This is a genomic window from Geobacillus sp. YF-1, from assembly GCF_052692335.1.
The window spans coordinates 3,270,847-3,297,745 of record NZ_CP199850.1 but is presented as its reverse complement, the minus strand read 5'-3'; the positions used below and the strand labels follow the sequence as shown (position 1 = coordinate 3,297,745).

21 protein-coding genes and 3 pseudogenes are annotated in these 26,899 nt (G+C 48.5%); 14 read left to right on the top strand and 10 right to left on the bottom strand.

The window, feature by feature from the left end:
- Window positions 1–87: 87 nt before the first annotated feature.
- Window positions 88–525: a 3-hydroxyacyl-ACP dehydratase FabZ gene (gene fabZ, locus ACTVIM_RS16305; protein WP_033842894.1), complete on the top strand. Its 438-nt coding sequence runs from the start codon at window positions 88–90 to the stop codon at window positions 523–525.
- 388 nt (window positions 526–913) lie between these two features.
- Window positions 914–1,282 (top strand): hypothetical protein, encoded by a 369-nt coding sequence (locus ACTVIM_RS16300; protein WP_445613227.1) that lies wholly within the window; start codon window positions 914–916, stop codon window positions 1,280–1,282.
- Between the two features lie 58 nt (window positions 1,283–1,340).
- Here ACTVIM_RS16300 and tagU read toward each other — a convergent pair whose 3' ends face one another.
- The 10 genes from tagU to ACTVIM_RS16250 all read right to left on the bottom strand — a co-directional run bounded on the left by tagU (window position 1,341) and on the right by ACTVIM_RS16250 (window position 12,126).
- Window positions 1,341–2,279, bottom strand: coding sequence for a polyisoprenyl-teichoic acid--peptidoglycan teichoic acid transferase TagU (gene tagU / locus ACTVIM_RS16295; RefSeq protein ID WP_445613226.1), 939 nt, complete (start codon window positions 2,277–2,279; stop codon window positions 1,341–1,343).
- Window positions 2,280–2,719: 440 nt separating this feature from the next.
- A complete protein-coding gene (locus tag ACTVIM_RS16290; RefSeq protein ID WP_445613225.1) occupies window positions 2,720–3,172 on the bottom strand; it encodes an N-acetyltransferase in 453 nt (150 codons plus the stop codon).
- A gap of 373 nt (window positions 3,173–3,545) precedes the next feature.
- A complete protein-coding gene (gene nagZ, locus ACTVIM_RS16285; RefSeq protein WP_445613224.1) occupies window positions 3,546–4,598 on the bottom strand; it encodes a beta-N-acetylhexosaminidase in 1,053 nt (350 codons plus the stop codon).
- A 700-nt stretch (window positions 4,599–5,298) separates the two neighbouring features.
- The gene (locus tag ACTVIM_RS16280; protein WP_445613223.1) at window positions 5,299–6,570 is read right to left on the bottom strand and encodes an MFS transporter; all 1,272 of its coding nucleotides are present in this window, start codon (window positions 6,568–6,570) and stop codon (window positions 5,299–5,301) included.
- Window positions 6,571–6,683: 113 nt separating this feature from the next.
- Entirely contained in the window at window positions 6,684–7,703 is a 1,020-nt protein-coding gene (gene pdxA, locus ACTVIM_RS16275) for a 4-hydroxythreonine-4-phosphate dehydrogenase PdxA (RefSeq protein WP_445613222.1), read from the bottom strand.
- Window positions 7,687–9,009: a four-carbon acid sugar kinase family protein gene (locus ACTVIM_RS16270; protein WP_445613221.1), complete on the bottom strand. Its 1,323-nt coding sequence runs from the start codon at window positions 9,007–9,009 to the stop codon at window positions 7,687–7,689. Before ACTVIM_RS16270 ends, pdxA begins: the two co-directional genes overlap by 17 nt.
- Window positions 9,010–9,140: 131 nt before the next feature.
- Window positions 9,141–9,902, bottom strand: coding sequence for a DeoR/GlpR family DNA-binding transcription regulator (locus ACTVIM_RS16265; protein ID WP_445613220.1), 762 nt, complete (start codon window positions 9,900–9,902; stop codon window positions 9,141–9,143).
- A 776-nt stretch (window positions 9,903–10,678) separates the two neighbouring features.
- Window positions 10,679–10,831, bottom strand: coding sequence for a hypothetical protein (locus ACTVIM_RS16260; protein ID WP_445613219.1), 153 nt, complete (start codon window positions 10,829–10,831; stop codon window positions 10,679–10,681).
- Window positions 10,832–11,085: 254 nt separating this feature from the next.
- On the bottom strand, window positions 11,086–11,583 hold the full coding sequence (locus tag ACTVIM_RS16255; RefSeq protein WP_445613218.1) for a L,D-transpeptidase family protein: 498 nt from the start codon (window positions 11,581–11,583) through the stop codon (window positions 11,086–11,088).
- Window positions 11,584–11,652: 69 nt separating this feature from the next.
- The gene (locus ACTVIM_RS16250) at window positions 11,653–12,126 is read right to left on the bottom strand and encodes a hypothetical protein (RefSeq protein WP_445613217.1); all 474 of its coding nucleotides are present in this window, start codon (window positions 12,124–12,126) and stop codon (window positions 11,653–11,655) included.
- A 294-nt stretch (window positions 12,127–12,420) separates the two neighbouring features.
- On the opposite strand from ACTVIM_RS16250, the pseudogene ACTVIM_RS16245 reads away from it, so the two are divergent.
- The 12 genes and pseudogenes from ACTVIM_RS16245 (at window position 12,421) to ACTVIM_RS16190 (ending at window position 26,855) form a co-directional block, all read left to right on the top strand.
- Window positions 12,421–13,355, top strand: a pseudogene (locus ACTVIM_RS16245) (DMT family transporter).
- A gap of 177 nt (window positions 13,356–13,532) precedes the next feature.
- Window positions 13,533–14,414, top strand: a complete 882-nt coding sequence (locus ACTVIM_RS16240) for an Rpn family recombination-promoting nuclease/putative transposase (RefSeq protein ID WP_445613216.1) — start codon at window positions 13,533–13,535, stop codon at window positions 14,412–14,414.
- 150 nt (window positions 14,415–14,564) lie between these two features.
- On the top strand, window positions 14,565–15,623 hold the full coding sequence (locus ACTVIM_RS16235; protein WP_445614377.1) for a BtaManbiosPhlase: 1,059 nt from the start codon (window positions 14,565–14,567) through the stop codon (window positions 15,621–15,623).
- Window positions 15,624–16,260: 637 nt separating this feature from the next.
- Window positions 16,261–17,145: a UTP--glucose-1-phosphate uridylyltransferase GalU gene (galU, locus tag ACTVIM_RS16230; RefSeq protein WP_445613215.1), complete on the top strand. Its 885-nt coding sequence runs from the start codon at window positions 16,261–16,263 to the stop codon at window positions 17,143–17,145.
- 954 nt (window positions 17,146–18,099) lie between these two features.
- Window positions 18,100–19,413: an AAA family ATPase gene (locus ACTVIM_RS16225; protein ID WP_445613214.1), complete on the top strand. Its 1,314-nt coding sequence runs from the start codon at window positions 18,100–18,102 to the stop codon at window positions 19,411–19,413.
- Window positions 19,414–19,415: 2 nt separating this feature from the next.
- On the top strand, window positions 19,416–19,847 hold the full coding sequence (locus ACTVIM_RS16220) for a hypothetical protein (RefSeq protein ID WP_445613213.1): 432 nt from the start codon (window positions 19,416–19,418) through the stop codon (window positions 19,845–19,847).
- 21 nt (window positions 19,848–19,868) lie between these two features.
- Window positions 19,869–20,264 (top strand): DUF488 domain-containing protein, encoded by a 396-nt coding sequence (locus ACTVIM_RS16215; protein WP_445613212.1) that lies wholly within the window; start codon window positions 19,869–19,871, stop codon window positions 20,262–20,264.
- Window positions 20,265–20,298: 34 nt separating this feature from the next.
- A complete protein-coding gene (locus tag ACTVIM_RS16210) occupies window positions 20,299–20,787 on the top strand; it encodes a macro domain-containing protein (protein WP_445613211.1) in 489 nt (162 codons plus the stop codon).
- Window positions 20,788–21,057: 270 nt separating this feature from the next.
- Complete coding sequence (locus ACTVIM_RS16205; RefSeq protein ID WP_445613210.1) at window positions 21,058–22,029, top strand: MTP-1 family protein; 972 nt, start codon at window positions 21,058–21,060, stop codon at window positions 22,027–22,029.
- 219 nt (window positions 22,030–22,248) lie between these two features.
- Window positions 22,249–24,192, top strand: coding sequence for a BglG family transcription antiterminator (locus ACTVIM_RS16200; protein ID WP_445613209.1), 1,944 nt, complete (start codon window positions 22,249–22,251; stop codon window positions 24,190–24,192).
- Window positions 24,193–24,328: 136 nt separating this feature from the next.
- Window positions 24,329–26,216: pseudogene (locus ACTVIM_RS16195) on the top strand (fructose-specific PTS transporter subunit EIIC).
- 76 nt (window positions 26,217–26,292) lie between these two features.
- A pseudogene (locus ACTVIM_RS16190) lies at window positions 26,293–26,855 on the top strand (Uma2 family endonuclease).
- Window positions 26,856–26,899 lie beyond the last annotated feature (44 nt).

Sequence of the window (26,899 nt, the reverse complement as noted above, 5' to 3'; positions counted from 1 at the left end):
ATGTTCAATTGGAGAAATGATGCTAGGAAGCGGACGGCTCCCTTCCATCATCAGCCTTCTTGATTCCAGCAGAAAGGAGCGTTTCCGATGCTTGATGTCCAACAAATTCAAGCCATCATCCCACACCGTTACCCGTTTTTGCTTGTGGACCGCATTGTTGAAATGGAAGAAGGCAAACGAGCCGTCGGCCTCAAAAACGTCAGCGCCAACGAAGCGTTTTTCGCCGGTCATTTCCCCGAATACCCGGTTATGCCTGGCGTGTTGATCGTCGAAGCGCTCGCCCAAGTCGGTGCGGTCGTCCTCTTGCAAAGCGAGGAAAACCGCGGCCGCCTCGCCTTTTTCGCCGGTATCGACAACTGCCGGTTTAAAAAGCAAGTGAAACCAGGCGACCAGCTCCGCCTCGAAGTGGAAATTCTCCGCGCCCGCGGCGCCATCGGCAAAGGCAAAGGCGTCGCCACTGTCGACGGCGAGCTCGTTTGCGAAACAGAGCTCATGTTCGCTTTGGGGGACAAACCGTCTCGTTAAATGGAACCCGCGCGGGCCGAAAAGATGGCCCGTCTTCAAGATAGGCAAAATAGGAAGAATATGTTACGTATATAGTGGGAAAAGAGGATGTCCCGTTCCGTTCGGGACATCCTCTTCGTTTTTGGCCGAGAAGGCTGTGGTGAAAAACCAGTGACTCCCTTCATCAATGGGAGAACGCTCGGGGCCGATGCAACAAGGTTTTTCTAATTGAGAAATGACATGGAAACCCGTATCTAGGATGAAATCACCAGCCTCCGAGAGATCATCGAAAAGCAACGCAGAAACGGATCCCTCCGCATTTCATGCATGAAATCATCCGTTCGGGGAAAGATAAGCAAGGACCGGTCTTACATAAGGTCACTACAACCGATGGAAAGGAGCAGAGAGGATGAAGAAAAAAGCGTTGCTGATCCGGCTGTTCAGCGCCCTTGTCGCCCTCTTTTTGGCGGCTGGATGCAATATGAACCGCGATAACAACAACCCGCCGCCGCCAAACAACCAAAACGATGTCAACGACCGAGACATGAACCCGGCCGATGACATCAACCAAAACGACAACGTGGACAACGACAAAGACAACGACGGCATCCCGGACAACCGCGATACCGATTTGAATGACAATCAAAACAATCAACTCCCGCCGGGAGACGACACGAACAACGGACCGGGCGATGACGAACACGATACCGTGCCGGACCGCGAAGACCCGGTCGAGGATCGGCGGGATGCGAATGACAAAGACAATAAAGACGAGTGAGAAAAATAAGGGTGCCCAAAGAGAATGGTCTCTTTTTGGGCATCCCTGTTTTGTGTATTTATTTTACTGCTGTCGTCTTCAATTCAAGATGTTCTTTTAACTCATTAGAAACGGCCAACCGCTCGCTTTCCGGCACGATTAAATAATAGATTCCGTTAATTTTCGTCCCTTGACCGGTGATGTGCAGCTGCTTGATCTGTTTACGGGCATCTTTGTAGTTCGCCTGAATTTCTTTCATTTCCTCAAACGTTAAGTTCGTTTTGATGTTCTTCCCGATCGCCGTGAGCACATCGCTATAGTTCGTGAGCGACGAGAAGCTTGCCCCTTTCTCAATAATGGCTTGAATGATTTGTTTCTGGCGGTCTTGGCGTCCAAAATCGCCGCGCGGGTCGTCGTACCGCATGCGCGAATATTTCAGCGCTTCGTCCCCATTGAGTGTAATCTTCCCTTTGGAAAAGTACGTTCCTTCGTACGTAAAGGCAAACGGGTTGTTCACTGTCACTCCCCCGACCGCGTTAACGATATCGCGGAAGCTTTCCATATTGACTTTAATGTAATAGTCGATCGGGATGTCCAAGAAATGCTCGACCGTCGCCATCGTCATCTCCACTCCGCCAAAGGCGTACGAATGGTTGATTTTATCTTTCGTCCCTTTTCCGATAATCTCTGTTCTCGTATCGCGCGGGACGCTGACCATCTCAATCGACTGTTTGTTCGGATTGACCGTCATGACGATGAGCGTATCCGCACGACCACGGTCTCCTTTCCGCTCGTCAACACCAATCAACAAGATCGAAATCGGTGTCTTCCGCTCGAATGATACATCCTCTTGCCGTTTTTCCGATTTCCAGTTGACGTCTTCGTGCATTTGATTTGCCGTTTGTTTCATATGGTGATAAATTGAATAGGCGAATATTCCTCCTCCTATGAGTAACACGACGCATATTCCGAGCAACCATCGAAGCCATGTTTTCTTTTTTCGCCGCTTTGTCCTCATCGACACTCTTCCTTTATAGAGTTTTCAATTGTATCAACTCGATTATAGAGTGTTTGTCATAAGAATACAACTGGAAACAGTGAGCGGATTCGATCTAATTCCTGAGTTGTAGGTTTGGAGTTATCCCAAAGTTTAGTGGTTTAGTGGGGGGGCATGGAGAGCGGATAAATATTTAGAGGGTTCATTGAAAGGGGGATATGCAAGACAAGCTGACTTCATCGAGGGGCGGTTGTTTCATCCTCTCAAGCGAGAAGGGCTTTGCTTCTCAACATGAGTGGGAGGGAAACGGGGAATCGGCGTCCTCATCATCGATGTTCTCCCCGCGCCGCCTGCAGGTGGGATTGTTTGGAAGGGGATGACCCCATTCACCGCCTGCCGCAGGGTGGGGGGGCGAAAAAAGAATCTCCCACTTCTCCGCGTTTGCGCAGGCGGGAGAAGGATCAAAGGTATTTAATCATGGCCGTTTCATCGCAACAGTCGAGTTTCGGGCAATTGACACAGTCGATCCATACTTTTTCAGGCAGCGTTGCTTTTTCCGCAATTTCAAATCCGCATTTTTGAAAAAACTCGATTTGGTATGTGAAGGAGATTAATCGCTTCACTCCGAGTCGGATGGCTTCGTTCGTAATATGGTCAACGAGCATGCGGCCGATTCCTTTTCCCATATGATCAGGGGATACGACTAACGAACGGACTTCCCCGAGATCGTGCCCCAAGATATGCAGCCCCGCTGTGCCGACGATTTGATCATTCTCCTTTGCCACATACATGCATTGCAAGTGCTGATAGATCGATAATAACGAGCGGGGCAACACCAATCCTTTTTCCGCAAAGTGTTGAATTAACGCATGGATTTCTTTTACATCGCTCGTGACGGCATGACTAATGTGCATCGGGCTCCCTCACTATCGTATGATCATAGATTCCTTTTTATAAATATACGATATTTTGTTTTTATATGCAATTGTTAATTTTTCGGCCGAGACACCTTGGTTTGTGCCCGATGTCTCACGAGCGAGTCCGAAGGGGAATCGCTGCGTTTGGTCTTTTGGCTTAAGCGAGCATGCGGTTTTCATCCTCTTTTTCGCTGCCCCCTCTTCTTTTTGGATATCTTTCCACCGCCCTTTTGATCGCGCTATGTGTTTCTTTGTCCATTTTCTTAATTAGACCATTTTGTGGCAATTTGTAGAAAAAGAATCCCCCACCCCTTCGCGTTGTGCAGGTGGGGGGATGATTCACGTTTGCGTGATGGATCAGAGGGAGCAATTAGTTTCCTACCACTTGCTTCGCTTTCGCGGGATCGACATAAACGTTTTCGATGGAAGGGAACTGGGACAGTTTATAGGTTAAAATCTTTCTCACGGATTTGTTGATTCGTTCTTCTGACAGTTTTCCGTTTTGGACGGCGTCCCATATGCCGTCGATCACTTCTTTTTGGTGGTCAAACGTGTGGCAGACAAGCAATAAGTCAGCGCCAGCCGCTATGGCGCGATAACCGAGTTCCCGATAGGTAAAATACTTGCTTACTGCTCCCATCTCCAAATCGTCTGTTACGACAATGCCTTCATAGCCCAATTTCTCCCGCAGCAATTGTTGAATAATCGCAGAGGAAAGGCTGGCTGGATGTTCTTTGTCGTATACCGGGTATTTAATATGTGTGACCATTACCAAGAAACGGTCATGGTTGATGTTTTTGATGATTTGTCGAAATGGAAGAATGTCTTTGTTTTCAAGATCCTCCATCCCGGCCTCAACGGAAGAACTGTCATGGTGCGGATCAACTTGGCTGCGCCCGTTTCCCGGAAAGTGTTTCAAGACAGCTGTCACACCCGCATCCGTCAGCCCCGTCACCGCTTGTTTCCCCAACCGTCCTGCCAACACAGGGTCTTCCCCAAACGAACGGCTGTCAGTCGCAGAGAGATCAAGCACTGGCGCGAAGTTGATTTGAATGCCCATCGCGGCCAGTTCGGTTCCCGTTCGGTGGGCGATTTGATACACTTTGGCATCGTCTTTGCTTTGCCCTAGCTGTTGTTGGGAAGGAATCGGGGAAATGTATTGCCGCATTCGGACAATCTTTCCGCCTTCCTGGTCAACGCTAAAGACGAGCGGGATTTTGAATCGGTTTTCCAAGGCCACCCGCTGCAAATCATTCGTCAAGGTGGCGACTTGTTCCGGTGTTTTCATATTGCGATCGTATAAAATGGCCCCGCCCACATGATAGTGACGAATCATTCGTTTCACGTTTTCATCAGGCTCGGTCGATGGAAATCCGATCATGACCAGTTGGCCGATTTTCTCTCGAAGGCTCATTGTCTTCATGATACGATCAATTTTTTCGTTTTGATCGGACGACGGCTCAAAAAAGGTGATGGTTGTTTGGTGGGATGAGCCGTTTTCGTTTGGTTGCGTCTGTTGGCCGTCTGGTTCTGTCGGTTTGTTTGCTTGCGGCTGTTGACTGTTCCCGTTGTTTCGTTTTTCAGAGTTGCTGCTCGGGGAAACCGTCTTTGAGTCAGATAGTTCTCGGTTGACTAAAGCATAAGCAGACAAGCATAGAGCGACAGAAAGTAGAGAAAATAAGAGAATGGATGTCGGTGAGATTTGCCTTTTTGCCCTTCTTCGAGAACTTCTAGAAGGCCGGTGATTTTAAGGAAGCAAGCCGCTTATCAAGTCCGTTTCTCAAACAGATAAGCCTTGTCAAGAGCGCCTTTCAAACGTTCCCCCATTGCTCAAGAGAAACGACCGTTTTTCACCGCCCTCCTAGAAGAACGGTGAAAAACAGCACTCTCTTCACCCCATTGTTCTTCACCGGAGTAAAGAGCTGAGTCCGTGGAGCTTCTCGAATGGAGGAAAACGTTGTTGAGGCACATTTTTCGTTAAATCAACGGCTTTCCAGAGAATTTCAGTGAGAAAACAGGCGGCCTCCTACCCCTGTTGCATAAGGGATGGAGGCTATAAAGCGGATGGGAGTTGCGTATGACCTTTCCTTTATCCTCTTTCTAAACTCGTAGTCAGGTGTCTATCAGTTTGAATTTACTGTTTTTGGATTGCTAGTGGGGACAGTAGATATTTCTTTTTTGGGTATTGCTTTTCCTAAAAGTAGAGTGGAAACTCCTGCCAAGGCAAGTGACAGGGCTAAGAAATAAAAGCCGGCATGGTAGTTTCCTGTTAAGTCTTTAAGTACGCCAAAAAATTTTGGTCCGTTGTAGCCGCCAAGGTTGCCTATGGCATTCTGCAAGCCCATGGCTGCACCAGCTACTTCAGCAGGGATGATGGCCGTTGGGATTGCCCAAAGTGGCCCATATGGTGCATACACACCGATCGCTGTGATTGATAAGAGAATCATTTTTAATACAGGTGTTTCTACAAACTGCCCAATGACCATGGTACAAGCTGCTATAAATAGAGGAATGACGACGTGTTGGATACGGTTCATACGACGGTCTGACCAAGAGGAGTTAACTATCATTCCGATGAGAGCACATGTAAACGGAATGGCCGTCAACCCCCCCATGACAGAAGGATCATTGGTAAATTCGCTCACCACACTGGGGACCCACATTGTATAACCGTAAAATCCAGTCATCCATAAGAAATACATCATGACGAGACCCCAAACGGATTTGTTTTTAAATGCTGCTGCATATCCTTCCGATTTTGAAGATTGGCTTTGTTCGGCAGCTAGCAATTGCAGCAACTGATGCTTTTCCTTTTCAACCATCCATTCAGCTTCGACCGGCTTATCTTTAATCATGGCATACCATACAAACGCCCAAGCAATAGGCGGGATGCCTTCCAGAATGAGCACTGTTTTCCAGCTGAAATGATGCAACAACATACCTGTTATGGGCGCCATGAGGATGGCCGAAACGGGAAGACAAGCCATCCAAAATGCGTTAGCTCTTGCTCGTTCTTGAAGAGTGAACCAGTTGGCAAGTAAGACAAGAACAGCCGGCCAAACCCCTCCCTCGGCAACGCCTAGCAAGAATCTCACTAATTTTAACTGTCCTTCTGTCTGGACAAAACCAGAGGCCATAGCTGCCAATCCCCAAAGGATCATTAGAATAAAGATAAACTTTTTGGCTGACCACTTGGTGGCTAAGATTCCGCCAGGGATTTGCAACAATAAATAGCCAATAAAGAAGATGCCGGCGATGTCTCCAGCAGCTGAAGCCGAAATGTTCAAATCCTTTTGGATGTAGGGCATTAAAACTCCTATATTAATGCGGTCCATGTAAGCAAGCATGTACATAACAAAAGCGACAGGAATGATTCGCAACCATTTTGATTTCATAGCAGTTCCCCCCGTTCTATAAAGCGATAGGTTTTCAAGTAATCGTTTCCAAATTTATATATGGAAGCATCGAACAGAATCACTGTTCGACGGCTTCGAGGTCTTTGAGAAATTTATACGGTTTGCAAAGAATGGAACTTTCCAGCATACTTTGCGGCCACTTTGATGCACTCTTCCATGCTAACACTGCTTGCTATTCCTTTTCCAGCGATGTCAAAGGCCGTGCCATGGTCGACAGATGTACGCAAAAATGGTAGTCCATTTGTAATTGAAATGGTTCTTTCAAAATCCGCCATCTTTGCTGCGATATGCCCTTGATCATGGTAAAGGGACAATACAGCGTCGTAACGGCCATTTAAAGCATGATGAAACACCGAATCAGCAGGAACAGGGCCAAATGCGTGAATTCCTTTTTCTTGTGCCATTTGGATGCCTGGAAGAATCTCGTCAATTTCTTCCCTTCCAAACAACCCGTTTTCTCCACCATGTGGATTTAATGCAGCAACAGCGATTTTACGACTTTCCACCCCAAGACGCTGCAGGGCTTGGTCGCAACGAATTAAATAGTCACAAACTCTTTCTTTCGTCATTGCGGCGATGGCATCTTTTAAGGACAAATGTCTTGTTAAGAAGAAAATACGCATATTTTTTACCTCAAACATTGTCAACGGATCGTTGGTATTGGTCAAAGCAGCTAAGATTTCCGTATGTCCGATAAATGGAATATTGGCGGCCTTCAATGACTCTTTGTTGATCGGCGTTGTTGCCAAGGCCGATACTTTTCTGTCTAATGCCAAATGAACAGCTGTTTCAATATACTCATAGGCTGCCTTGCCGCATTGTGCTTGGACTTTTCCTATTTCAAGAGTGTCTATGTTTACATTGTTTAACGAAATGACATCGATCGTGCCGTGTTCGTATTTACCCTCCGAAGGGTCTTTGATCTCATTTATGTTCAATGAGATATGAGCAATGCCCATTGCTCTTTTCAATACTTCACTGTGACCGATAACAAGAGGCTGACAAACCTCATAGATTTTTTGATTGTTCAGGGCTTTTACGACAATCTCTGGGCCGATTCCTGCCGGATCTCCCATTGGAATTGCAATAATAGGTTTAATTTGCATTGACATGTTTTCCACTCCTTTGGCTGCTAATCTTCATTTGCAAAAAGCGAAGACTTTTGTAGATGGAACGTTGATCGCCGACCATTCCTCCTTTTGTGACTACAGGGAGCCCATCCAAGTATCCCCCCGAAAAGTATCCGAATGAGGTCAGCGGAAGAACTTCGTCTTCAATTTCAATACCGTTAGCCCTTCCTACGGCGCAAAGAGATGCCGTAACATCCCCACCGCTTGTGAAGCATCCGCAAATTGGGTATTTGGAATTTTCAATGATTTTTCGGCCGATGACAGCAAGGCCGTCTGTGATTCGTTTGGCCAGAGCATCTTCGGATACTTGCTCAACAGCAGACAGCGCTTTCAAATCGATTAGACTGTTGGCGGGGTGATGAGTTGTAACGATCAAAATACTTTCCGTTTCGAGTCGCTCTAGGCTAACGGCTGTTGCGCGTTCTACTTCCTCGTTCCAGCTGTTTGAGAAGCTTGCCAGTTTTTCTGGATTGACGTATACGGGGTTAGCATTTGTTTTAGCTAACAGATAATGAAGTTGACGACCGGTCAAGGGAGTCACGCTTCCAATGACCATTAGTATTTTATCTGCATGAAGTTGCTGGTGAAAGTATAATCTTGCATAATATGCTGTTAAAGGGCCAGGATCAACTGGGACGATAATTTTTTCTTTGATTTTCGTCATCGCAAAGGCAATCGTTTCAATATGTTCGTCATTGACGGCATCGATCACGATAATTCGGTTTCCGTGTTCGATTTTCTCTCTGAGTTGCTGTGCGATGGATTCTGCGCCGTAGAGAACTGTGTCGAGCCCTATCAGTGCGACGGAGTGCATACTTTGTTGCTGAATGAGGGCAGGAATGAACGACTGATAAACAGGCATCAACGGATCTTTAGCTACGTCTGTTTCTTGAACAGGTACACCGTCAACGAGCAAATACCCACCGGTTGTCATCCTTCCCGAGTCAGGAAAAGAAGGGACGACAATGGCTACAGAATGATCACCGAGTTCGCGCAAAACGGTGTCAATTTCGATTCCGATGTTGCCGCGGACAGTACTGTCGATCCGTTTACAAACGATCTCAACATTCCATTGTTTGAAGTAGTTGACCGCTTGACGCACACGATCTTCGGCAATTTCCCGCGGAGAGTAGCGGCTATCGGTGTCAATGCAGACGGCATCGTACTTTTCGATGTCGGTTAATGAGGCATTTCTGACAAAGGTTGCCGTTTTGAATCCTTGTTTGGCCAATCTTACGCCTGTTGCATTAGCACCGGTCAGATCATCGGCAATAACCCCGATTTTCATGATGGCTGTCTCCCCTCCCGTCTACGGAAATCGTTGACATTACAACTGGTTGAATCACCTCCTTAAGCACTTCCTGTTACTCTGGAGCGGTATGGGATGCCGGTAGGCAAATACTTGTTATTGAAACTTACTTATGGGTGAACAATGATTATGTTGGTATGCTCGCTATATTGATGTTGGTCTTCTTCATTCAATCCATCGTCAGTAATAATTCCTTCCAACTCTGAGAGTGGACAAACAAGAGAAAACGCTTTTTGATTAAATTTGCTTGAGTCAGCAAGCAACCAAGTTGTTTCAGCCGCCTGTATCATCAGTTTTTTGATTAACGATTTTTCGAATGTAGGTGCTGTGACGCCGGAGATGATATCAACCGCGTGGGCTCCCAGAAAGAAGAGATCTGCCTGAATATTTTTAAGTAGTTCTTGGGTTGGCCATCCGTACAATGTGCCAACTTGGTTTTGAAGCTCTCCACCCGTTACGATCACCTTTAATCGACTTTCCATGAGTTCAGCGGCAATTTTAATATCATTGGTGACTACTGTTAAGTCTTCTCGGTCTTTGATCAGCTTAGCGACTTCAAAAGTGGTTGTCCCGGAGTCCAAGATGATATTGGCATTTTCAGGGATGAACTCAACGGCCTTACGGGCAATGGCTTGTTTCCACTTCATATTCTTTTCCTTTTTTGTTGAGTAAGGTGTTTCTTGAATCAGTGCCCGTGGATGAATGGCTCCACCGTGTGTCCGGACGATCTTTCCTTGCCTTTCTAGAAGAGCTAAATCTCTTCGAATGGTCATGGTTGATACGTTTAATTGCTGTGATAGCTCTTCAATGTCGACTTTGCCTTGAGTGATTAATTGCTTTTCAATCCATTCACGTCGTTCTTTGGGCAACATGTACATTCATCCTTTGATCGCTTTGTTCTAATTTAACAAGTTTTTGTTACTTTGTAACAATATTTTATTTATTTTTGTTCGTTTTTGTCAATAGATAAGTGTAAAAATTTTTTGCCATTTTAGGTCACCTCGTTTGGGAGGTGCTAGTGGGTGTAGGTTGTCTCACCGATAGGAGTCATCAGTTTTCATCAAGTTCCTTGGGAATACCCTTTGTGTTTAGAAGGCCGGTGATTTCAGAGAGTATGCCGATTTTCAGCGTGATTTCTTAAGTAGAAAAATCCTGTGGCATCGGTATTGCTTTCACACGTTCACCCATTGATCAAGGGAAACAACTGTTTTTCACCGGCCTTTTGGGCGTAATGAAATTAAGATTGTTTTTGATTCACCCGTGGACGGAGAAAGTGGAGCGTCACGAAGAGACGAAACGTCGCCCTTATTGGTGGTTGGGGGAGGAAGCCCATCGGTAATAGGCAAGTGGAGAGAGAAGTTGACACACTTTGAAGTGCGCCCGTTTTTGCGGACACGAACTGAAGACCAAGTCCGGTTGCTGCTTGTTCTACACGCAAGAACCGTGCGGATTGCCTGTGAGGAAAAGGGACAAACGGTTGTGACTCTTTGGCGCTATTGGATCGGCGACGGATCGTTGTCCATTGCCCTAGAAGGCCCGTGAAAAACCGCTGTCACACACGAATCGGCGGTATTTTCATTCAGAAAAGAAAGTTGATTCTACGAGGTTTCTCTAATTGAGAAATGGGTGGAATCAGCAGTATTTTGCATTACATCACCGGCCTCCTAGAGATGTCGGCAACTTCGGCGGCGGTCAGCCCGGTTCGTTTCGTCACTTCGTGAATGGTCAAGACATTGAGGAGGTTTTTGGCGATTGCAAAGGCCTTTTGTTTTACCGCTAGTTCTTTTTCTTGGTTCTTCACCGCTTAAACAAAATGTCCTTGGTGTGAAGGGAAATCCCGCCCCCCATCGTCTCAACTTCACTTGTTTACCGTCTGTTCGATTGGTTGTGATCTTCCGCCCGAACGGAACCGCGTTGTCCGTTCGGGATCAACGGCCGTCGTCCTGAAAATCGAAGATGGTCCAAAAAGGATTTCTTTCGCAGATCGAATGGTTTCTCTTCAGCGGATGCTTGGTCAACCAAGCTGTCATAACGAATGACGATTGGTTTTAATCCTCACGTCCGAATGAACACTTCCGTTCCGTTCGGGACGATCGAGGCGAGTTCGAGCACGTCTTTGTTGTGCATGCGGATGCAGCCTTTGGATACGTATTTGCCGATTGAGGACGGGTTGTTCGTGCCGTGGATGCCGTAATGGATTTTCGATAAGCTGAGCCACATCGCGCCGAACGGTCCGCCTGGGTTTGGCTGGCGGTTGACGATGACAAAGTCGCCGACGGGGGTGGCGGTGATCATTTTGCCGACGCCGATTGGGTAGGTGCGGATCGTTCTTCCCCGATACTTTAAGGTGAGTTGGCGGCGGCTGATCGATACATGGATCGTATACGGAATCGAGCCTTTGGCCGGAAGGTGGGGGATGAGGATCGCTTGGCCGGGAACGATGACGGACGAGGCGGTAAGGCCGTTGGCGCGAAGCAGCGCCGCGACGGACGTGCGGTAGTCGCTGGCGATGGATGCGATTGTTTCCCCGCGTTTGACGATATGTTGATACATTTCCATTTCACTCCTTTCTCGCTCGCTGGAGAAGTGCCATGATAGCATTTAATGAAGAACTACGGTGGTTTATGAATTGTAAGAAAATACGATCCCCCATTTCCCATTCTTCTTCGCGACAAACACGTCTTGATGGAGTTCAAACACACCAAAAACGCTATGAAACGTCTGGATGACGCGGATGCGGTAGACGTCTTGGAACGGTTTTTGTTTGTCTGACATCGACCAAGAAGACAAGTGTTCCACTTCGTCAAGGCGGTATTCGAACGTTTCGGCGCCGAAGTCTTGCATAAAGACGTGGGCGCGGCGCTGGATGTAGACGTCTTTTGGGAATTTCGTTTTCATGAGCGGGTGAAACAGCTCCCAAGAGCTGCCGAAGTCTCCTGCTTGTTCGTAGCGGTAAAACGTGTCAACGATTTCTTTTGCCTCGTTCCGTTCGCTTGAAAGAAACAGAGACAAAATCGCCACCAACACGGCGACGGCAGCGAGAACCGCCACCCCCGTCTTGGCTCGGATCGTTTTTTGGCGGTAGCGTGAGAACATCGAGTCTCCTCCCCTCTCTGTTATACAATATGCACGATGGGCGGCGGATATGGGCGGGGAAAAGGGGAAGCGCCATAACCTGTGCCGCAGGATAGACATACGGCCGCATGTTTTAGTTAAAACATTCATCAGACTGTAGTAAAATGGATGGCAGGAGTGGTTGGAAATGATGCACGGGCGTGAGAAACGGCGGTTGGTCTGATTGGGAAGCAGGCGGAAAGGCGGAGCGGTTAGAGCTCCGTTTTTCCTTTGGCGTTCCGCGGAACATCGAACAGGCAGGAGAGGTAGAGAGTGATGAGGAAATCATTCATTTATGCGCTGCTGGTTGGGATCATGGTTGCTTGGGGATTGAACGTGACGGCGTTGAAAATTCTTGTGGAGCATTTTTCCCCGGTGACCTTGACGGCGTTTAGAATTTTCACGGCGGGGTTGGTTGTGCTTTTGTTTTTATGGGGGATCGGGCGGCTTGAAAAAATCGGTTGGAACGAAGCAAAACAGATCGGTTTAGCCGCCATGTTTAGTGTCGTCGCTCACCACTTTTTTCTTGCGTTGGGTCTGACGAGCACGACGGCGGTGAATGCGGGCCTTGTTTTAGGGCTCGTGCCGCTGGTGACGGCGCTGTTGGCGATCGTGTGTTTAGGCCAGCGGCCGACGCCGTTTCGGTTGCTCGGCATCGCGCTTGGGTTTTTTGGGGTCGTGTTTGTCGTCGCGAACGGCAACGGCGGCCTCGGCCATTTGTCAATCGGCGATGTGTACGTCTTTTTGGCTGTCTTGGCGCAAGGAATCAGCTTCATTCTGATCAAAAAGGCGACGGTTGAGGCGCGGGTGATGACAGGGTGGATGCTTGTCTTTGGGTCGCTTTGGCTGTTTGTCCTAAGTTTCGCGCTTGAACCGCATGGCTTGTCGAGTTTGAAAACAGGCACGCTGCCGCTTTGGCTCATTTTCCTCGCTTCAGCGGTCGTGGCGACGGCGCTGGGGCATATGTTTTATAACCAGGCTGTGCAACACCTTGGCCCCGCTGAGTCGGCGTGTTCATCAACCTCAATCCGCTCTTTTCGCTGCTGGGGGCGCATTGGCTGCTTGGCGAGCCCGTTTCGTGGACGCAATGGCTTGGATTTTTGTTCATTGTGGCGGGTGTCGTTCTCGGCAGCGGGGGGATGGATGACGTCGTCGCCCGTTTCCGCCGGGCAAAAGTTGCGGCTGGGGGAAGAAAGGCGGGGCTGGGGTAGCGCGCTCCCCGCGTTGACGCCATGCGCGCAAGGAGGAAACGTTTGTGCTGGCAGATAGGGGTTTGGTGTTTGGCTGTCTCTTCTCGAAAAAAGACGGCCATTTTTTTACCATGGGCAGGATTTTGCCGGACGATGCCGAAAAAGAGAATACGAAACGTATTCTTGTGAGGTGAATGTATGGCGATCGATCACGACCGGCTGTTCAAAGAGCTGTTGCAGACGTTTTTTGAGGAATTTGTGCTTCTCTTCTTCCCGGATATGCACGAGCATATTGATTTCAACCATTTGTCGTTTTTGTCCGAAGAGCTGTTTACGGATGTAACGGCTGGGGAGAAGTACCGGGTAGACTTGCTGGCGAAAACGAAGTTCAAAGGGGAAGACGGATGGATCATTGTTCATGTGGAAAACCAAGCGTACATCCAATCGTCGTTTCCCGAGCGAATGTTTCTTTATTTCAGCCGCTTGTTTGAAAAATACCGCGCTCCGATCATTCCGATTGCCGTCTTCAGCTATGATGCCATCCGAGACGAACCCTCTTCGTTCACGCTCTCCTTTCCGTTTGGTGATGTGCTTGACTTTCGCTTTTTCCATGTGGAGTTGCCTAAGCAAAACTGGCGCCAATTCATCCGCACCGACAACCCGGTGGCGGCTGCGCTGCTTAGTAAAATGGGGTATACTGAAAGTGAACGAGTGGAACTGAAAAAGCAATTTTTGCGCATGTTGGTGCGTCTCGAGCTAGACGAGGCCAAACAGCGTCTGTTGATGGGCTTTTTCGAAACGTATGTGAAGCTGTCCGATGAAGAAGAACAACGGCTCCGAAGCGAGGTGGAACAAATGGAGACGAAAGAAAAAGAACGCGTGCTGGAATTGATCATCTCATATGAGCAAAAGGGAAAAATTCGAGGTCGGGAGGAAGGACGCAAAGAGGGAGCAGAACAAGAAAAACGGCACATTGCGAAACGGATGCTGCGGAAGGGGTTTGATGCGCAAACGATTCACGAGCTGACCGGATTGTCTGTGGCGGAAATTGAGGAAATGAAACAAGGCGGCTCCAAGTGAATGGAAAGGAATCGCCGCACGCTGCTTGGCAAACAGGCGGGGCGAAAGGCCAGCCCCGCCCTAGCGCTTTGGTTTCGCTGCTGTGGATTCCCGTTTGATCAGTTTCGAAATTGTTGATCCATTTTCGAAATACGAAAGGCAGGGGTGACGATGCACCTTTACCGCTACGAAGAAAACCCGCTGATTACACCGAACGATGTGCCGCCGTACCATGACGGATTTGAAGTGATCGGGGCGTTTAACGCTGGGGTGGCGAAATTTCAAGGGGAAGTGTTGCTGCTGCTGCGCGTGGCCGAGCGGCCGGTTGCGGATGACCCGAACGTGGTGAAGGCGCCGGTGTGGAATCCACGGACGGGGAAGGTCGATGTGTACGAGTTCTGCAAGGACGACCCGCGCTATGATTTTTCCGACCCGAGGGTCATTAAAGAGGCAGGGGCGGAGCGGTTTTTGTATTTGACGTCGCTTTCCTATTTGCGCCTCGCCCGCAGTCAAGACGGGCGGCGGTTTACGATTGACGAGCGGCCGTTCGTCTATCCGTCCAATGAGCTGGAGACGTTTGGCATTGAAGATCCACGCATCACATGTATGGATGGAACGTATTACATTTATTTCAGTGCCGTCTCACCCAAAGGAGTCGGCGAAGCGATGGTGTCAACGACGGATTTCCGGACGGTTGTGCATCACGGCATGATCTTCGCGCCGGAAAACAAAGATGTGCTCATTTTTCCGGAGAAGATCAACGGCAAGTATTACGCCCTTCATCGGCCGGTGCCAAGAAGCAACGGCCGCCCTGAGGTGTGGATCGCGGAGTCGGACAATTTGCGCTACTGGGGGAACCACCGCTTTTTGTTCGGTTTGCGGGAAGGAAAATGGGACAGCGCCCGCATCGGCGGCGGGGCGGTGCCGATCAAGACGGAGCACGGCTGGCTTGAGCTGTACCACGGGGCGTCGGAAGACCACCGCTACTGCATGGGCGCGGTGCTCCTCGATTTGAACGATCCATCGAACGTTCTCGCCCGCTCGGAGCGGCCGCTCGTCGAGCCGGAGGCCGATTACGAAGTGAACGGCTTTTTCGGGCGCGTCGTGTTCTCGTGCGGAGCGCTCGTTGAGGGCGATGTCGTGAAAATGTATTACGGCGCCGCCGATACGTCGATGGCGTGCGTCGAGCTGAAGCTCGGTGAGATTTTGGATTCGCTTGTGAAAGTATAATCGTAAAGTTGCCCGCCGGTGGCGATGCCAGAATGGAAACGCCCGAACGGCCGGGCGTTTCTTTTTGGGTTGGCGCAACAGTTTCGTTTCTTTTCCATTCCACAGGATTTGGTATAATAAAAACAACGCAATTGTTGACCATACAATGGTACATCGATGTGAACATCGAAGGATATAGTTCTAGAAGGTCAGTGAAAAGGCGCTGATTCCCTTCATCAATGGGAGAATGAGTGAAAAACAGGATTGATGCAACAAAGTTTTTCTCATGGAGAAATGATATTGTACAGCCGTATACACGATGAAATCATCAGCCTCTTAGAGAGGTGGTGAAAAACGGCTGTTTCCCTTGATCGATGGGAAGGTGTGAAAAGGAGTACCGATGCTACAGGGTTTTTCTATTTGAGAAACGGGGCTGGTAAGCTGCACTCTCTTACCATCACCGCGCTTCTAGATGGCTGGTGAAAAACGGTTGTTTCTTTTGAGCAATGGGGGAGCGTTTGAAAGACGATCCTGATGCGACAAGTCTTTTCTATATTTGAAAAACGGGTTTGATCAGCGGCTTGCTCCCTTCAATCACCGGCCGCCTAGATAGGGTGCCAATGATTGATCATCGTGGAATAGAGGAGGAACAGCAGAAATGAAAAAGGTGCGCAAAGCCATCATTCCGGCAGCAGGACTTGGAACGCGGTTTTTGCCCGCGACAAAGGCGATGCCAAAGGAGATGCTTCCGATCGTCGATAAACCGACGATTCAATATATTGTGGAAGAGGCGATGGCATCCGGCATTGAGGACATTATCATCGTCACCGGGAAAGGGAAGCGGGCGATTGAGGACCATTTTGACTACGCGTTTGAGTTGGAACAGATTCTCAAGCAAAAAGGGAAGCTAGATCTGCTGGAGAAAGTGAAAGAGCCGTCGAAGGTCGACATCCACTACATTCGCCAAAAGGAGCCGAAAGGGCTGGGGCATGCGGTTTGGTGCGCGCGCAATTTCATCGGGGACGAGCCGTTTGCGGTGCTGTTAGGTGACGATATCGTCCAAGCGGAAACGCCTTGTTTAAAACAGCTCATTGAGCAGTATGAACAGACGTTCAGTTCGGTGATCGGCGTCAAGCGCGTGCCGGAGGAAGAAACGCATCGCTACGGGATCATCGACCCGCTTGAGCAGCAAGGACGCCGCTACCAGGTTCGTCGCTTCGTCGAAAAACCAGCGCCGGGTACGGCGCCGTCGAATTTGGCGATCGTCGGACGATACGTGTTGACACCGGAAATTTTCTTGTTTTTAGAGAAACAGGAAGTTGGCGCAGGTGGGGAGATTCAGCTCACGGATGCGATCGGGCAGCTCAACGAAATTCAACGTGTCTTTGCCTACGAGTTTGAAGGAAAACGGTACGATGTCGGAGAGAAGCTCGGCTTTATTGAAACGACGATCGAGTTTGCCTTGCAAAATGAAGAGTTGCGCGCCGATTTGCTTGCGTTTTTGGAGCGGATGGTAGCGGAGGCGAAGGGATCAGTCAGCTAATTCAATATCGGTGCTAGTGCATGGAATTACGACTATTACGGGCAGGAAATAGGGGCCAGTGACGATATGGTGCCTACAGTAAAAAAACCGTTATTCATTGTCCGTTGGCCGCTCTCCTCTAGGAGGCTGGTGAAAAACGGTTGTTTCTCTTGAGCAATGGGGATGTTTGAAAGGCGCTCCTGATGCGACAAGGCTTATCCATTTGAGAAACGGGTTTGATCAGCGGCTTGCCCCCTTCAATCACCGGCCTTCTAGATGGCGGGCGAAAAACCGCTGGCACACACCAATCAGCGCACTTTCATTCAGAAAAGAAAACTGATTCTGCAATGCTTCTCTAATTGAGAAATGAGTGAAATCAGTAGTATTTTGCACGAAATCACCGGCTTCCTAGGAGGGCGATGAAAAACGGCTGCCACGAGCAAATCAGCGACATATCGCCAAAAAAGAAGGCTGATTTCGTTAGGCTTTTCTAACTGATAAATAGATGGAATAGCAGTATTTTCCACGAAATCACCACCCTTCTAGGCTGGATTGCAACATCCGCTTGTACGGTGAACCGTGTGCTCTGACGCATGGCGGCCTTACAAGTCGGAGCAGCACGGAAAAACCAATTGCCCGGTGTGTGTTCGCTTCGTGAAATTTTTGTCGAAATGTTCGTGTTGTTCCGCGAAAATGGGACGGTTACAATGGAATTAGAACAAATGTTCTTTGTCGAATTCGTTGCCATATAAAAGGAGAGGATAGGTGAACTCGGTATGATTCAAGCGTTTGAGGTGAACATTGCAAAACCATTTGGCGCATTCAATTGGACGAGCTAAAGAGCATCAATTTGTTTAGTGGGAAAAACAATGTTCGGAAAACGACGATTTCAAGTTCCGGGTGTATTTTTTCTCAAGATCATTAACACGCGGGGCGATCATATAGACCGAAAATGGCCGCAAGAGGAGGGTAGGTATGGCTCGCATTCGCATTGAGCATTTTGGGCCAGTGGGGCTGTTTGATGAGGAGATTACCGATGTAACGATTTTGATTGGTCCTCAAGCGAGCGGAAAAAGTACGATTAGCAAACTGATTTTTTTCTTCCGCTCTATTCCGGATGAATGGGTAAATTATTTGCTTTCGTCCCGACAAACGGATGAGCACAGCCCGTTTTTTGAGTTCAATAAATATCTTAGGAGAAAATTTGTCGGTTACTTTGGAACGACAAAACATATGAAACCGTTTCACATTCGTTATGAATATAGTGACGGAAAATTTGTGCGTCTTGACTTGAAAGATGGTTATGTGCAAATCCACTTTAGCGATTCCTTGAAAAAGGGGATTTTAGAGACGTTCAAGCACGTTATTCAGCTAAAAAAAGAGACGCAATATCAAGAGCGGCTGTTGACTGATTTTTGGAATGTCTCATCTTGGAAAGCGCGGCAACAAAGTGTTGTGGAAACAATTAAAACGTCTATTGATGAAGTATTTGGCGATTCGAAAACATCGATCTTCATTCCGGCAGGTAGAAGTTTAGTCGCGACGTTGTCCGATCAGCTGCAAGATATTAACCCACGGCAACTCGATGTCTTGACAGAACAGTTTATCGAACGAATTAACTTGCTGAAGAAGATGTTTTCGCAATCGTTTGAGGAAATTGTCGAGGATCGGAAAAAATTTTCGACAGAGAAAATTGACTTTGAGGCGATTCGGTTTGCCATTGATATTATTGAGCGGGTGATGAAAGGAAAGTACATGTTCTCTGACCATGGAGAAAAAATCTTTTTTAATGAAAGAGAGTATACAAAGCTAAAATTTTCATCCTCAGGGCAACAAGAAGTAGTGTGGATTTTGTTGCTTATATTCACGGTTATTTTGGAACGGCGACGAGTGTTTATGGTTATTGAGGAGCCTGAGGCTCACTTGTACCCGAGTGCGCAAAAAGAAATGGTCGCCTTGTTTGCATTATTGCTAAATGCGACGGATAATACGCTAGTGATTACGACTCATAGCCCATATATTTTATCCGCTTTCAATATTTATTTGTACGCGGCCAAGATTGGAGAAAAGCTGGATCGACGCGCCGATCCGATTGTGGACCGAAAGCTGCGCCTTTCTCCGGAGCGGTTAAAGGCCTACATGCTGGAGAGCGAGGGAGGGAGATTCCGCTACCGAAGCATTATCGATGATGAATTACGGTTCATTCAGGCCGAAGCGATCGATGAAGCATCATCTGCGATCAACTGTGTACTTGATGAGCTCATGGAGGCGGAGGAAGCGGGGGAGTAAACATGTCGGTTGTAGAATGGGAAAGTTGTTTGCAATATTGCGACCGTCGAAAATTAGCAGTTGTTGAGGAAAACGGAAGAGGGGTTTGTTTCGTCAATAAGAAGGAAAAGAGGGTGGCCCTGTACCGTGTAGACGGTTGTCTGCTTAAAGAGGGGGTAAAATGCGATTTTTTATTTTTAGTGATAGAAGGAGATCGGGCATTTTTCATCGAACTAAAAGGGTCTGACCTTGAGAAAGCCGTACACCAGATCACCCGAACAATTGAACAGTTAGGGAAATGGTTGCCTGGATATATATTCGAAGGGAGAATCGTGACTACCCGTGTGAGGACACCCGCTTTGAAATCGACTTATTTAATTAAGCTGGAAAAAATGTTGAGGAGAACGGGCGGGACATTAGTGGTAAAGGCCAATTGGGACGAGGTAAACGTATAAGGCAGGAAAGAGGCAAACGATATGGATGATTACCGGCTAAAACGGATTTATACCCCGGCCGAACGGGATGATGGCGTCCGCATTCTCGTTGACCGCCTTTGGCCGCGGGGCATGGCGAAAAGTGAGGCGCACCTTGACCGATGGATGAAGGAGATCGCCCCAAGCTCGGAATTGCGGCAATGGTTCGGCCATCGGCCGGAGCGGTTTGCCGAGTTTGCCAGGCGGTACGAGTGGGAGCTTACGACAGACGGGACGAAGCAGGCGTTGGTGAAGGAGCTGCTTTCGCTTTCGGGAACGGTGACGCTGCTTTATGCGGCGAAAGATGAGCGATATAACCATGCTGTTGTGCTGCGGGAATTTTTGCATCGGTACGGCCATAACGGAGCATATGGGAAGCGGTGCGAACAGATGGAATGACGATAACGATCAACCTTGGCGGGAGGGATGAACGGTGATTCGCGCCATGGTCGGCGATTTGACGAAAGTGGAAGGGGTCGAGTACATTTGCAATGCCGCCAACGGCATCGGGCCGATGGGCGGCGGGGTGGCGGCGGCGATTCGCCGGGCGGGCGGACGCTTGATTGAGGAAGAGGCGATCCGCATCTGCCAAGCGCAAAATCCACAGCCGGGCGATCTGTATGTGACCGGAGCGGGAGCGTTGCCGTTTCGCGGCGTGATTCATCTTGTGACGATGAAGCAGCCGGCAGGAGAGACGTCGTATGTGATCGTTCACCAATGCCTCGAGCGGCTGGTCGCGCACTGCCGGGAGCACGGGATCAAGAAGGTGGCGCTTCCGGCGCTCGGGACAGGTGTCGGGGGTCTTGACAAAGAAAAAGTGGCGCGGTTGTTTGTCGAGGTGCTCGCGCCGGTAACGGATGTGGAGTTTGTGGTCGTGGACATCGATGAGTCGTTGATCCGTCACGTTCAGTCCAATCAATAAGGAAGAAAAAGGGCCTTGACAACGCTTGGCCCTTCTTTTTTTGGCAAACAATAACGGGTTTCACAATTCTCCATATCATATTATAATATAACACACAAACGAGTTTCATGGACTTCCTTGTCTAGCCTAGGAGGTGGCGCTGCCATTCCTGTCCGATGAATGGGACTTGGGGAAAAGGAAGTCAACGAGCGTTTCCTGTGCAAGCCTGTTCAGGGACAACAGCCAAAAACAAGGCGCACGGCGTTTTTGGCAACGCCTGGAGGGATAATGATGCTGTTCCAATCACCGACATTGAAGACATGTCAAGTGTTAGTCGATGAATTCCGCCTGGCCCCACAGCCGTTTGAGCCGCAAAAATTGCGCTTTGCGGGTGTTGGGGATCGAGACGTTTATAATATTTCCGCGCCGTTTGCAGATGACGGCGAGTTGGTCATCGCTGGCCGCGTCGAATCGCGGGACAGCGAACAGTCGGAAGTGTACTTTTTCGTGGAGCGCGATGGGGTTTGGATTCCGCGCGAAGGAGCGCCGGTGTTTGCCTTGCAAGATCCGTTTGTGGCGCGCATTCACGGCCAGCTTGTGTTTGGTGGGGTGGAAACGTTTCTGCATCCGGTGTTTCGCGGCGAGTATTGTTGGCGGACGGTCTTTTATCGCGGCCCGAACATCCGGGGGCTGAAACCGTTCGCGCAGGGACCGGATGGGATGAAAGATATTCGTCTTGTCGAGCTGAAAGACGGCTCGATCGGCGTTTTCACCCGGCCGCAAGGGGAAAAGGGCGGACGAGGAAAGATCGGCTTTACTCGCATTGTTTCACTTGATGACTTGACGCCGGACGTCATTGAAGCCGCTCCGCTGCTTGACGCCCAATTCACCGATGAGGAATGGGGCGGTGTGAATGAAGCGCATTTGTTGGCCAACGGGCTCGTTGGGGCGCTCGGCCATATCGCCTGCTTTGACGAGCACGGCAACCGCCATTACTATCCGATGGTGTTCGTATTGAATCCGGAGACGATGGAGCGCTCCGAGCTGGAATTGTTGGCGCTTCGCTCTCACTTTTTGGATGGACCGGCGAAGCGGCCGGATTTGACGAACGTCGTCTTTAGCGGCGGCTTGATCCGCAAAGGCGACGGGACCGCCGAGCTGTACGCCGGCGTCGGCGATGCCGAGGCGCAAAAAATTTCCTTGATCGACCCGTTTGTCAAGTACGAGGCGCAAGAACTTGATCGGATGTATGCTTCTGTCTAAACGGAAGATGAAGAAAAAAGGATCGGCATTAGTGGGCAGACCTTTCATGAGAGCTGTTTCCAGCCGATCCTTTTCTATATTGTCCAGCGGATTTCTTCTTCGATTTGTTGAATCTGTAATTCGTCCAATGATTCGGAATATAGTAGAATGGGAATGACCGAAACGGGTGTGATCTATTCAGCAACCATTACGACAGCTCAACGAGGTGAAATACATCGGATGAACGAACGCCAGAAAGAAATTTTACGGATCTTATTATCGGATTCGAACCAATATGTTTCTACCCAGCACCTAGCTGACGTGATTGGCTGCTCGGAGAAAACCATTCGGAATGACTTGAAGGTGATTGAGTCTGATCTGTTGCAGCATACGAATGCGTATTTAGAAAAAAAACCTGGGACTGGGGTCACCTTGCACATTCATGAGGGGGAGCGGGAAAAATTATACCAACGGTTATATAGTACAACTCGCTCGATCGATAGCCAAGAAGATCGTTTAATGGAAATGGCTTATGAGCTGTTGCTTGGAACGAGTCATGTCACTTTGCAATCGTTGGCCAATCGATACTACATGCCTAAGAGCGTGCTAAAAAAAGAGCTGCATCAACTGGAGCAATGGCTCGAAAAGTACGGGTTGCGGCTCGTTTTAAGGAAAAAATTAGGGCTGATCATCGATGGAAGTGAACGGAATAAACGGGCCGCTGCCGCCAATCTTTGCGAACTTGCCGGTTCCTTCACCAATCGCTCTTTTGTGAAAAAGCAATTTCCTGCCCATGAAGTATCGGTGATTGAAAACGTGCTCAGTGAGATCGAAGTGCCGCACCATATGACATGGATAGATGAAACGAGGGAAAGCCTGTTAGTTCATACGTTGATTGCCTTGAAACGAATCAAAATGAACAAGCCGATTGGCCCTGTATCGAACAAGGACGGGATTCAAAAAACAGATGAGTATGCATGGATGGTGGGGTTTGTAAAACGATTAGAGCCCTATTTTGCTCTTCGTTTTCCAGAAGAGGAAATTACCTTGTTAACGATCCACTTGTTAAGTGCTAAATTGCGATACTCGCCGTCCAAAGAAGTGGGGATATTGTTCGAGAACGAGCAGTCTATCCATTTTATTGTCCAGTCTTTGATTGATTGCATGTCCCGTTTAACAGGAATTGAGTTTGCGCTTGACAACGAACTGAAAGAGGGACTATTTCTCCATTCAGCGGCAGCTTTCCATCGTTTGATTCACGGGTTGCCGATTTCGAATCCGATGGTCAGTGAGATTAAAAAAGCGTACCCTTATATGTTTGATCGAGTGATTGCTGCGGTGACTGAGCTGAACTCCCAGTTTCCGTACAAGATTCCTGAAGAAGAGGCTGCTTATCTTGCTTTACACTTCCAGGCTTCTTATGAACGATTGAAAAAAGTTAATGCACAACATCAACATGTCCTAATCGTTTGCCAACTCGGGATTGGCATGTCGCAGCTGATTCAAACGAAATTGGAGAGCCATTTTCGCGATTTGCATATTGTTGGGAGTGTCAGGAAAGAGGAAGTGGATCGTTATGTGCAGCAGCAGCGTATTGACCTTATTATATCTACGGCGCCTTTAACAACCAGTGGTGTGCCGGTTATCGTCGTTTCTCCTCTCCTGCCGAAAAGCGACCTTAAGAAGATTGAACGTTTTTTGAAATACTGCTACGATCAAGACCCTAAGATGGATCAACTAGCGCTTTTTTCTTTTTTACAGTCAGGGGTTATCGTTCTTCAGTTAGAAAAGGAACACCGATATGAGGTGATTGAGGAATTGGCAAGCGCCCTGAATCAATTCGGTTACGTAGAGGAGCAGTATATTCATAGCGCGATCATTCGAGAAAAAACAGCAGCTACTGCCATCGGTTCGGGTATGGCCATTCCGCATGGCGACCCACGGTTTATTCGGCAATCAGCCATCGCTGTCGCCACGCTAAAACAACCGCTCGATTGGGGAGGAGAGAGCGTTCAGCTCGTTTTTTTGCTCGCTGTAAAAGAAAAACGTGGGTCGACGAAACAGTTGTTTCGGGAATTATCATGGTTGAGTGAGCATCCGGACATGGTGCAAAAACTAGTGAAAGAGACAACCCGTGAGCAATGGCTCAAGGTGCTTCATTCGTGTTTGAAAGCCATGGACTGAGTGAACAGAAGTCGTTATTTTGACAAAAAACAACGTTTTACCGCATATTTCGGTAAAAATTTGACCTTTTTACAAGCGAATTTCCTTGTATAGTAAAGATGAAAACGGTTACTTAAGCGGAGAAAGGGGAATTCGCATGAAGGTGTTAGCCATCACTTCGTGCCCAAATGGCATTGCTCATACGTATATGGCCGCCGAAAATTTGCAAAAGGCGGCGCAGAAACTTGGGGTCGAAATGAAAGTAGAGACACAAGGCTCCATCGGTGTGGAAAATGAGCTGACGGAGCAAGAGATTCGTGAGGCGGACGGCATTATTATCGCCGCTGATAAGACGGTGGACAAGTCCCGTTTTGTCGGAAAAAGATTGATCGAAGTCGGTGTTCAAGAAGGAATCCGCCATCCGGAAAAATTAATCCAGCAGTTTATAGACGGAACTGTACCGGTATACAAGCCCAATCTGAAATCAGTCGAAGAGTATAAGAAAGAAATGAAGTCGAAGCAAAACCCTATTTATCGTCATTTAATGAATGGAGTATCGTACATGATTCCGTTTGTTGTGGTCGGCGGGTTGCTGATTGCTTTGTCGTTAGCCATTGGCGGTGATCCGACAGGAGAAGGCTTGCAAGTGAAAAGTGAATTTTGGAATACGGTGTTAAGTGTCGGTAGTGTTGGATTTACCTTCATGGTTCCGATTTTAGCGGGATTTATCGCGATGAGTATCGCGGATCGTCCGGGATTGGCGCCTGGAATGATTGGCGGTTATATCGCCGCTAACGGCAGTTTTTATCATAGTGAGGCAGGGGCTGGATTTTTAGGTGGAATTGTTGCTGGATTTATTGCTGGATATGTAGCGAAATGGTTGAAATCGTGGAGTGTACCCAAAATGATTCAACCAATTATGCCCATTTTAGTGATCCCGATTTTGTCAACATTTGTGGTCGCAGCGCTGTTTATCTATGTGATTGGCCAACCGATCTCAAGCATGATGGGCGGGCTTACTCACTTGTTAAATAATATGCAAGGGACCAGCAGCATCGCTTTGGCGCTGATTTTGGGCGCGATGATCGCCTTTGATATGGGTGGTCCGGTGAATAAGGTCGCTTTCCTTTTTGGCGCGACGATGATTGGGGAAGGCAACGTCTATATTATGGGAGCCATTGCAGCTGCCATTTGCATTCCGCCTCTGGGCATGGGAGTGGCGACGCTATTAAACAAGAAAAAATATGAGAAAGAAGAGCAAGAAGCAGGGAAAGCAGCTTTGGCGATGGGACTTGTCGGTATCACTGAAGGTGCAATTCCATTTGCGGCGAAAGATCCGCTGCGGGTGATCCCGTCCATTATGGTTGGTTCGATGGTTGGAGCGGCCATTGCTATGGTAAGTAAGGTTGGTGATCATGTGCCGCATGGAGGTCCTGTCGTGGCTGTGCTAGGAGCGGTGGACAACTGGATCATGTTTTTCATTTCTATTGTTATCGGTGTGATGGTCACTGCCTTGATGGTGAACATGTTGAAAAAAGATGTTCAATAGCGGTAGACAAGTAGTGCAGAAGGAAAGGGGATTGGTTACGATGACATTATCCGATTTAACAAGCCTAGAGTTGATTGACATTGAGCTACAAGGAATCACAAAAGAGCAAGTGATTGATGAACTAGTCGGAAAGTTAGATCGCGCAGGAGTAATTGAATCCGCTCGGAAATTCAAAAAAGCGATCATCAAGCGGGAAAAAGAAAGTTCGACAGCGATCGGTTTTTCGATTGCGATTCCGCATGGAAAATCAAAAGCGGTGATCAAGCCGGCTGTTGCTTTCGGATTGCAGAAAAATGGTGTGGATTGGGACGGTTTGGACGGTACACCGGCTAAACTTATCTTTATGATCGCTGTTCCCGAAGAAAGCACGGGCGATGAGCATCTTAAAATTTTACAAATGCTGGCGCGCAAGCTGATGGATGAAACGTTCCGGGAACAGCTACTGACCGTGCAAACGAAGGAAGAGGCCTACAACCTCTTGCAAACAATCGGTTAAGTAAAAAGGCCTCCCATTGCCCCGTCTGAAGCCATCCGGTATACTGAGAAAAAAGGGGAATGGGGAGGGGCCTTCGTTGTCTTTGCCGCTTGCTTCTGGTGTGTCGTATGAGCGCTATTGGGTCCTGCGTGAACAAAGCGATGATCGTTTAGAGTAATTGATGGGGCCGTGTATATGCCCCCGTCGCCAAGCGTTCGGCATCAGCTCATCTCGAGCCGCCTTCATTTTCCGTTCAGTTTGTTTTTTCGAGGAAAGCCGTGCGATGTGTTGGCAGCGCCGCTTGATGTGGAACTGGTCGATGAGCAAACAGGGGAACGACATGTGGTGGTTCCCGACTTGACGGTCATTTGCGGCGAAAAAGGGCTGGATGGAGCGAAGTACATCGGGATTCCGCCGTTGATCGTCGAGATTCTCAGTCCGTCGAACCAGGCGCATGATCTTGTCACAAAGTTCAATTTGTACATGGCGTGCGGTGTCCATGAATATTGGATAGTCAATCCGATGAAACAGGCTGTGACGGTGTATGTGCTCAATAAAGAACGGCTCTATGAGCAGGCGGATGTTCAAGTGAAAACAGGAACGGTTCGCTCTATGTATTTCCCCGGGCTCGCAATCGATATGGCCGAGTTGTTTCATTGATAAGATGCCGAGAGGATGGCTTGAAAACAAGCAGCGTGGGATCG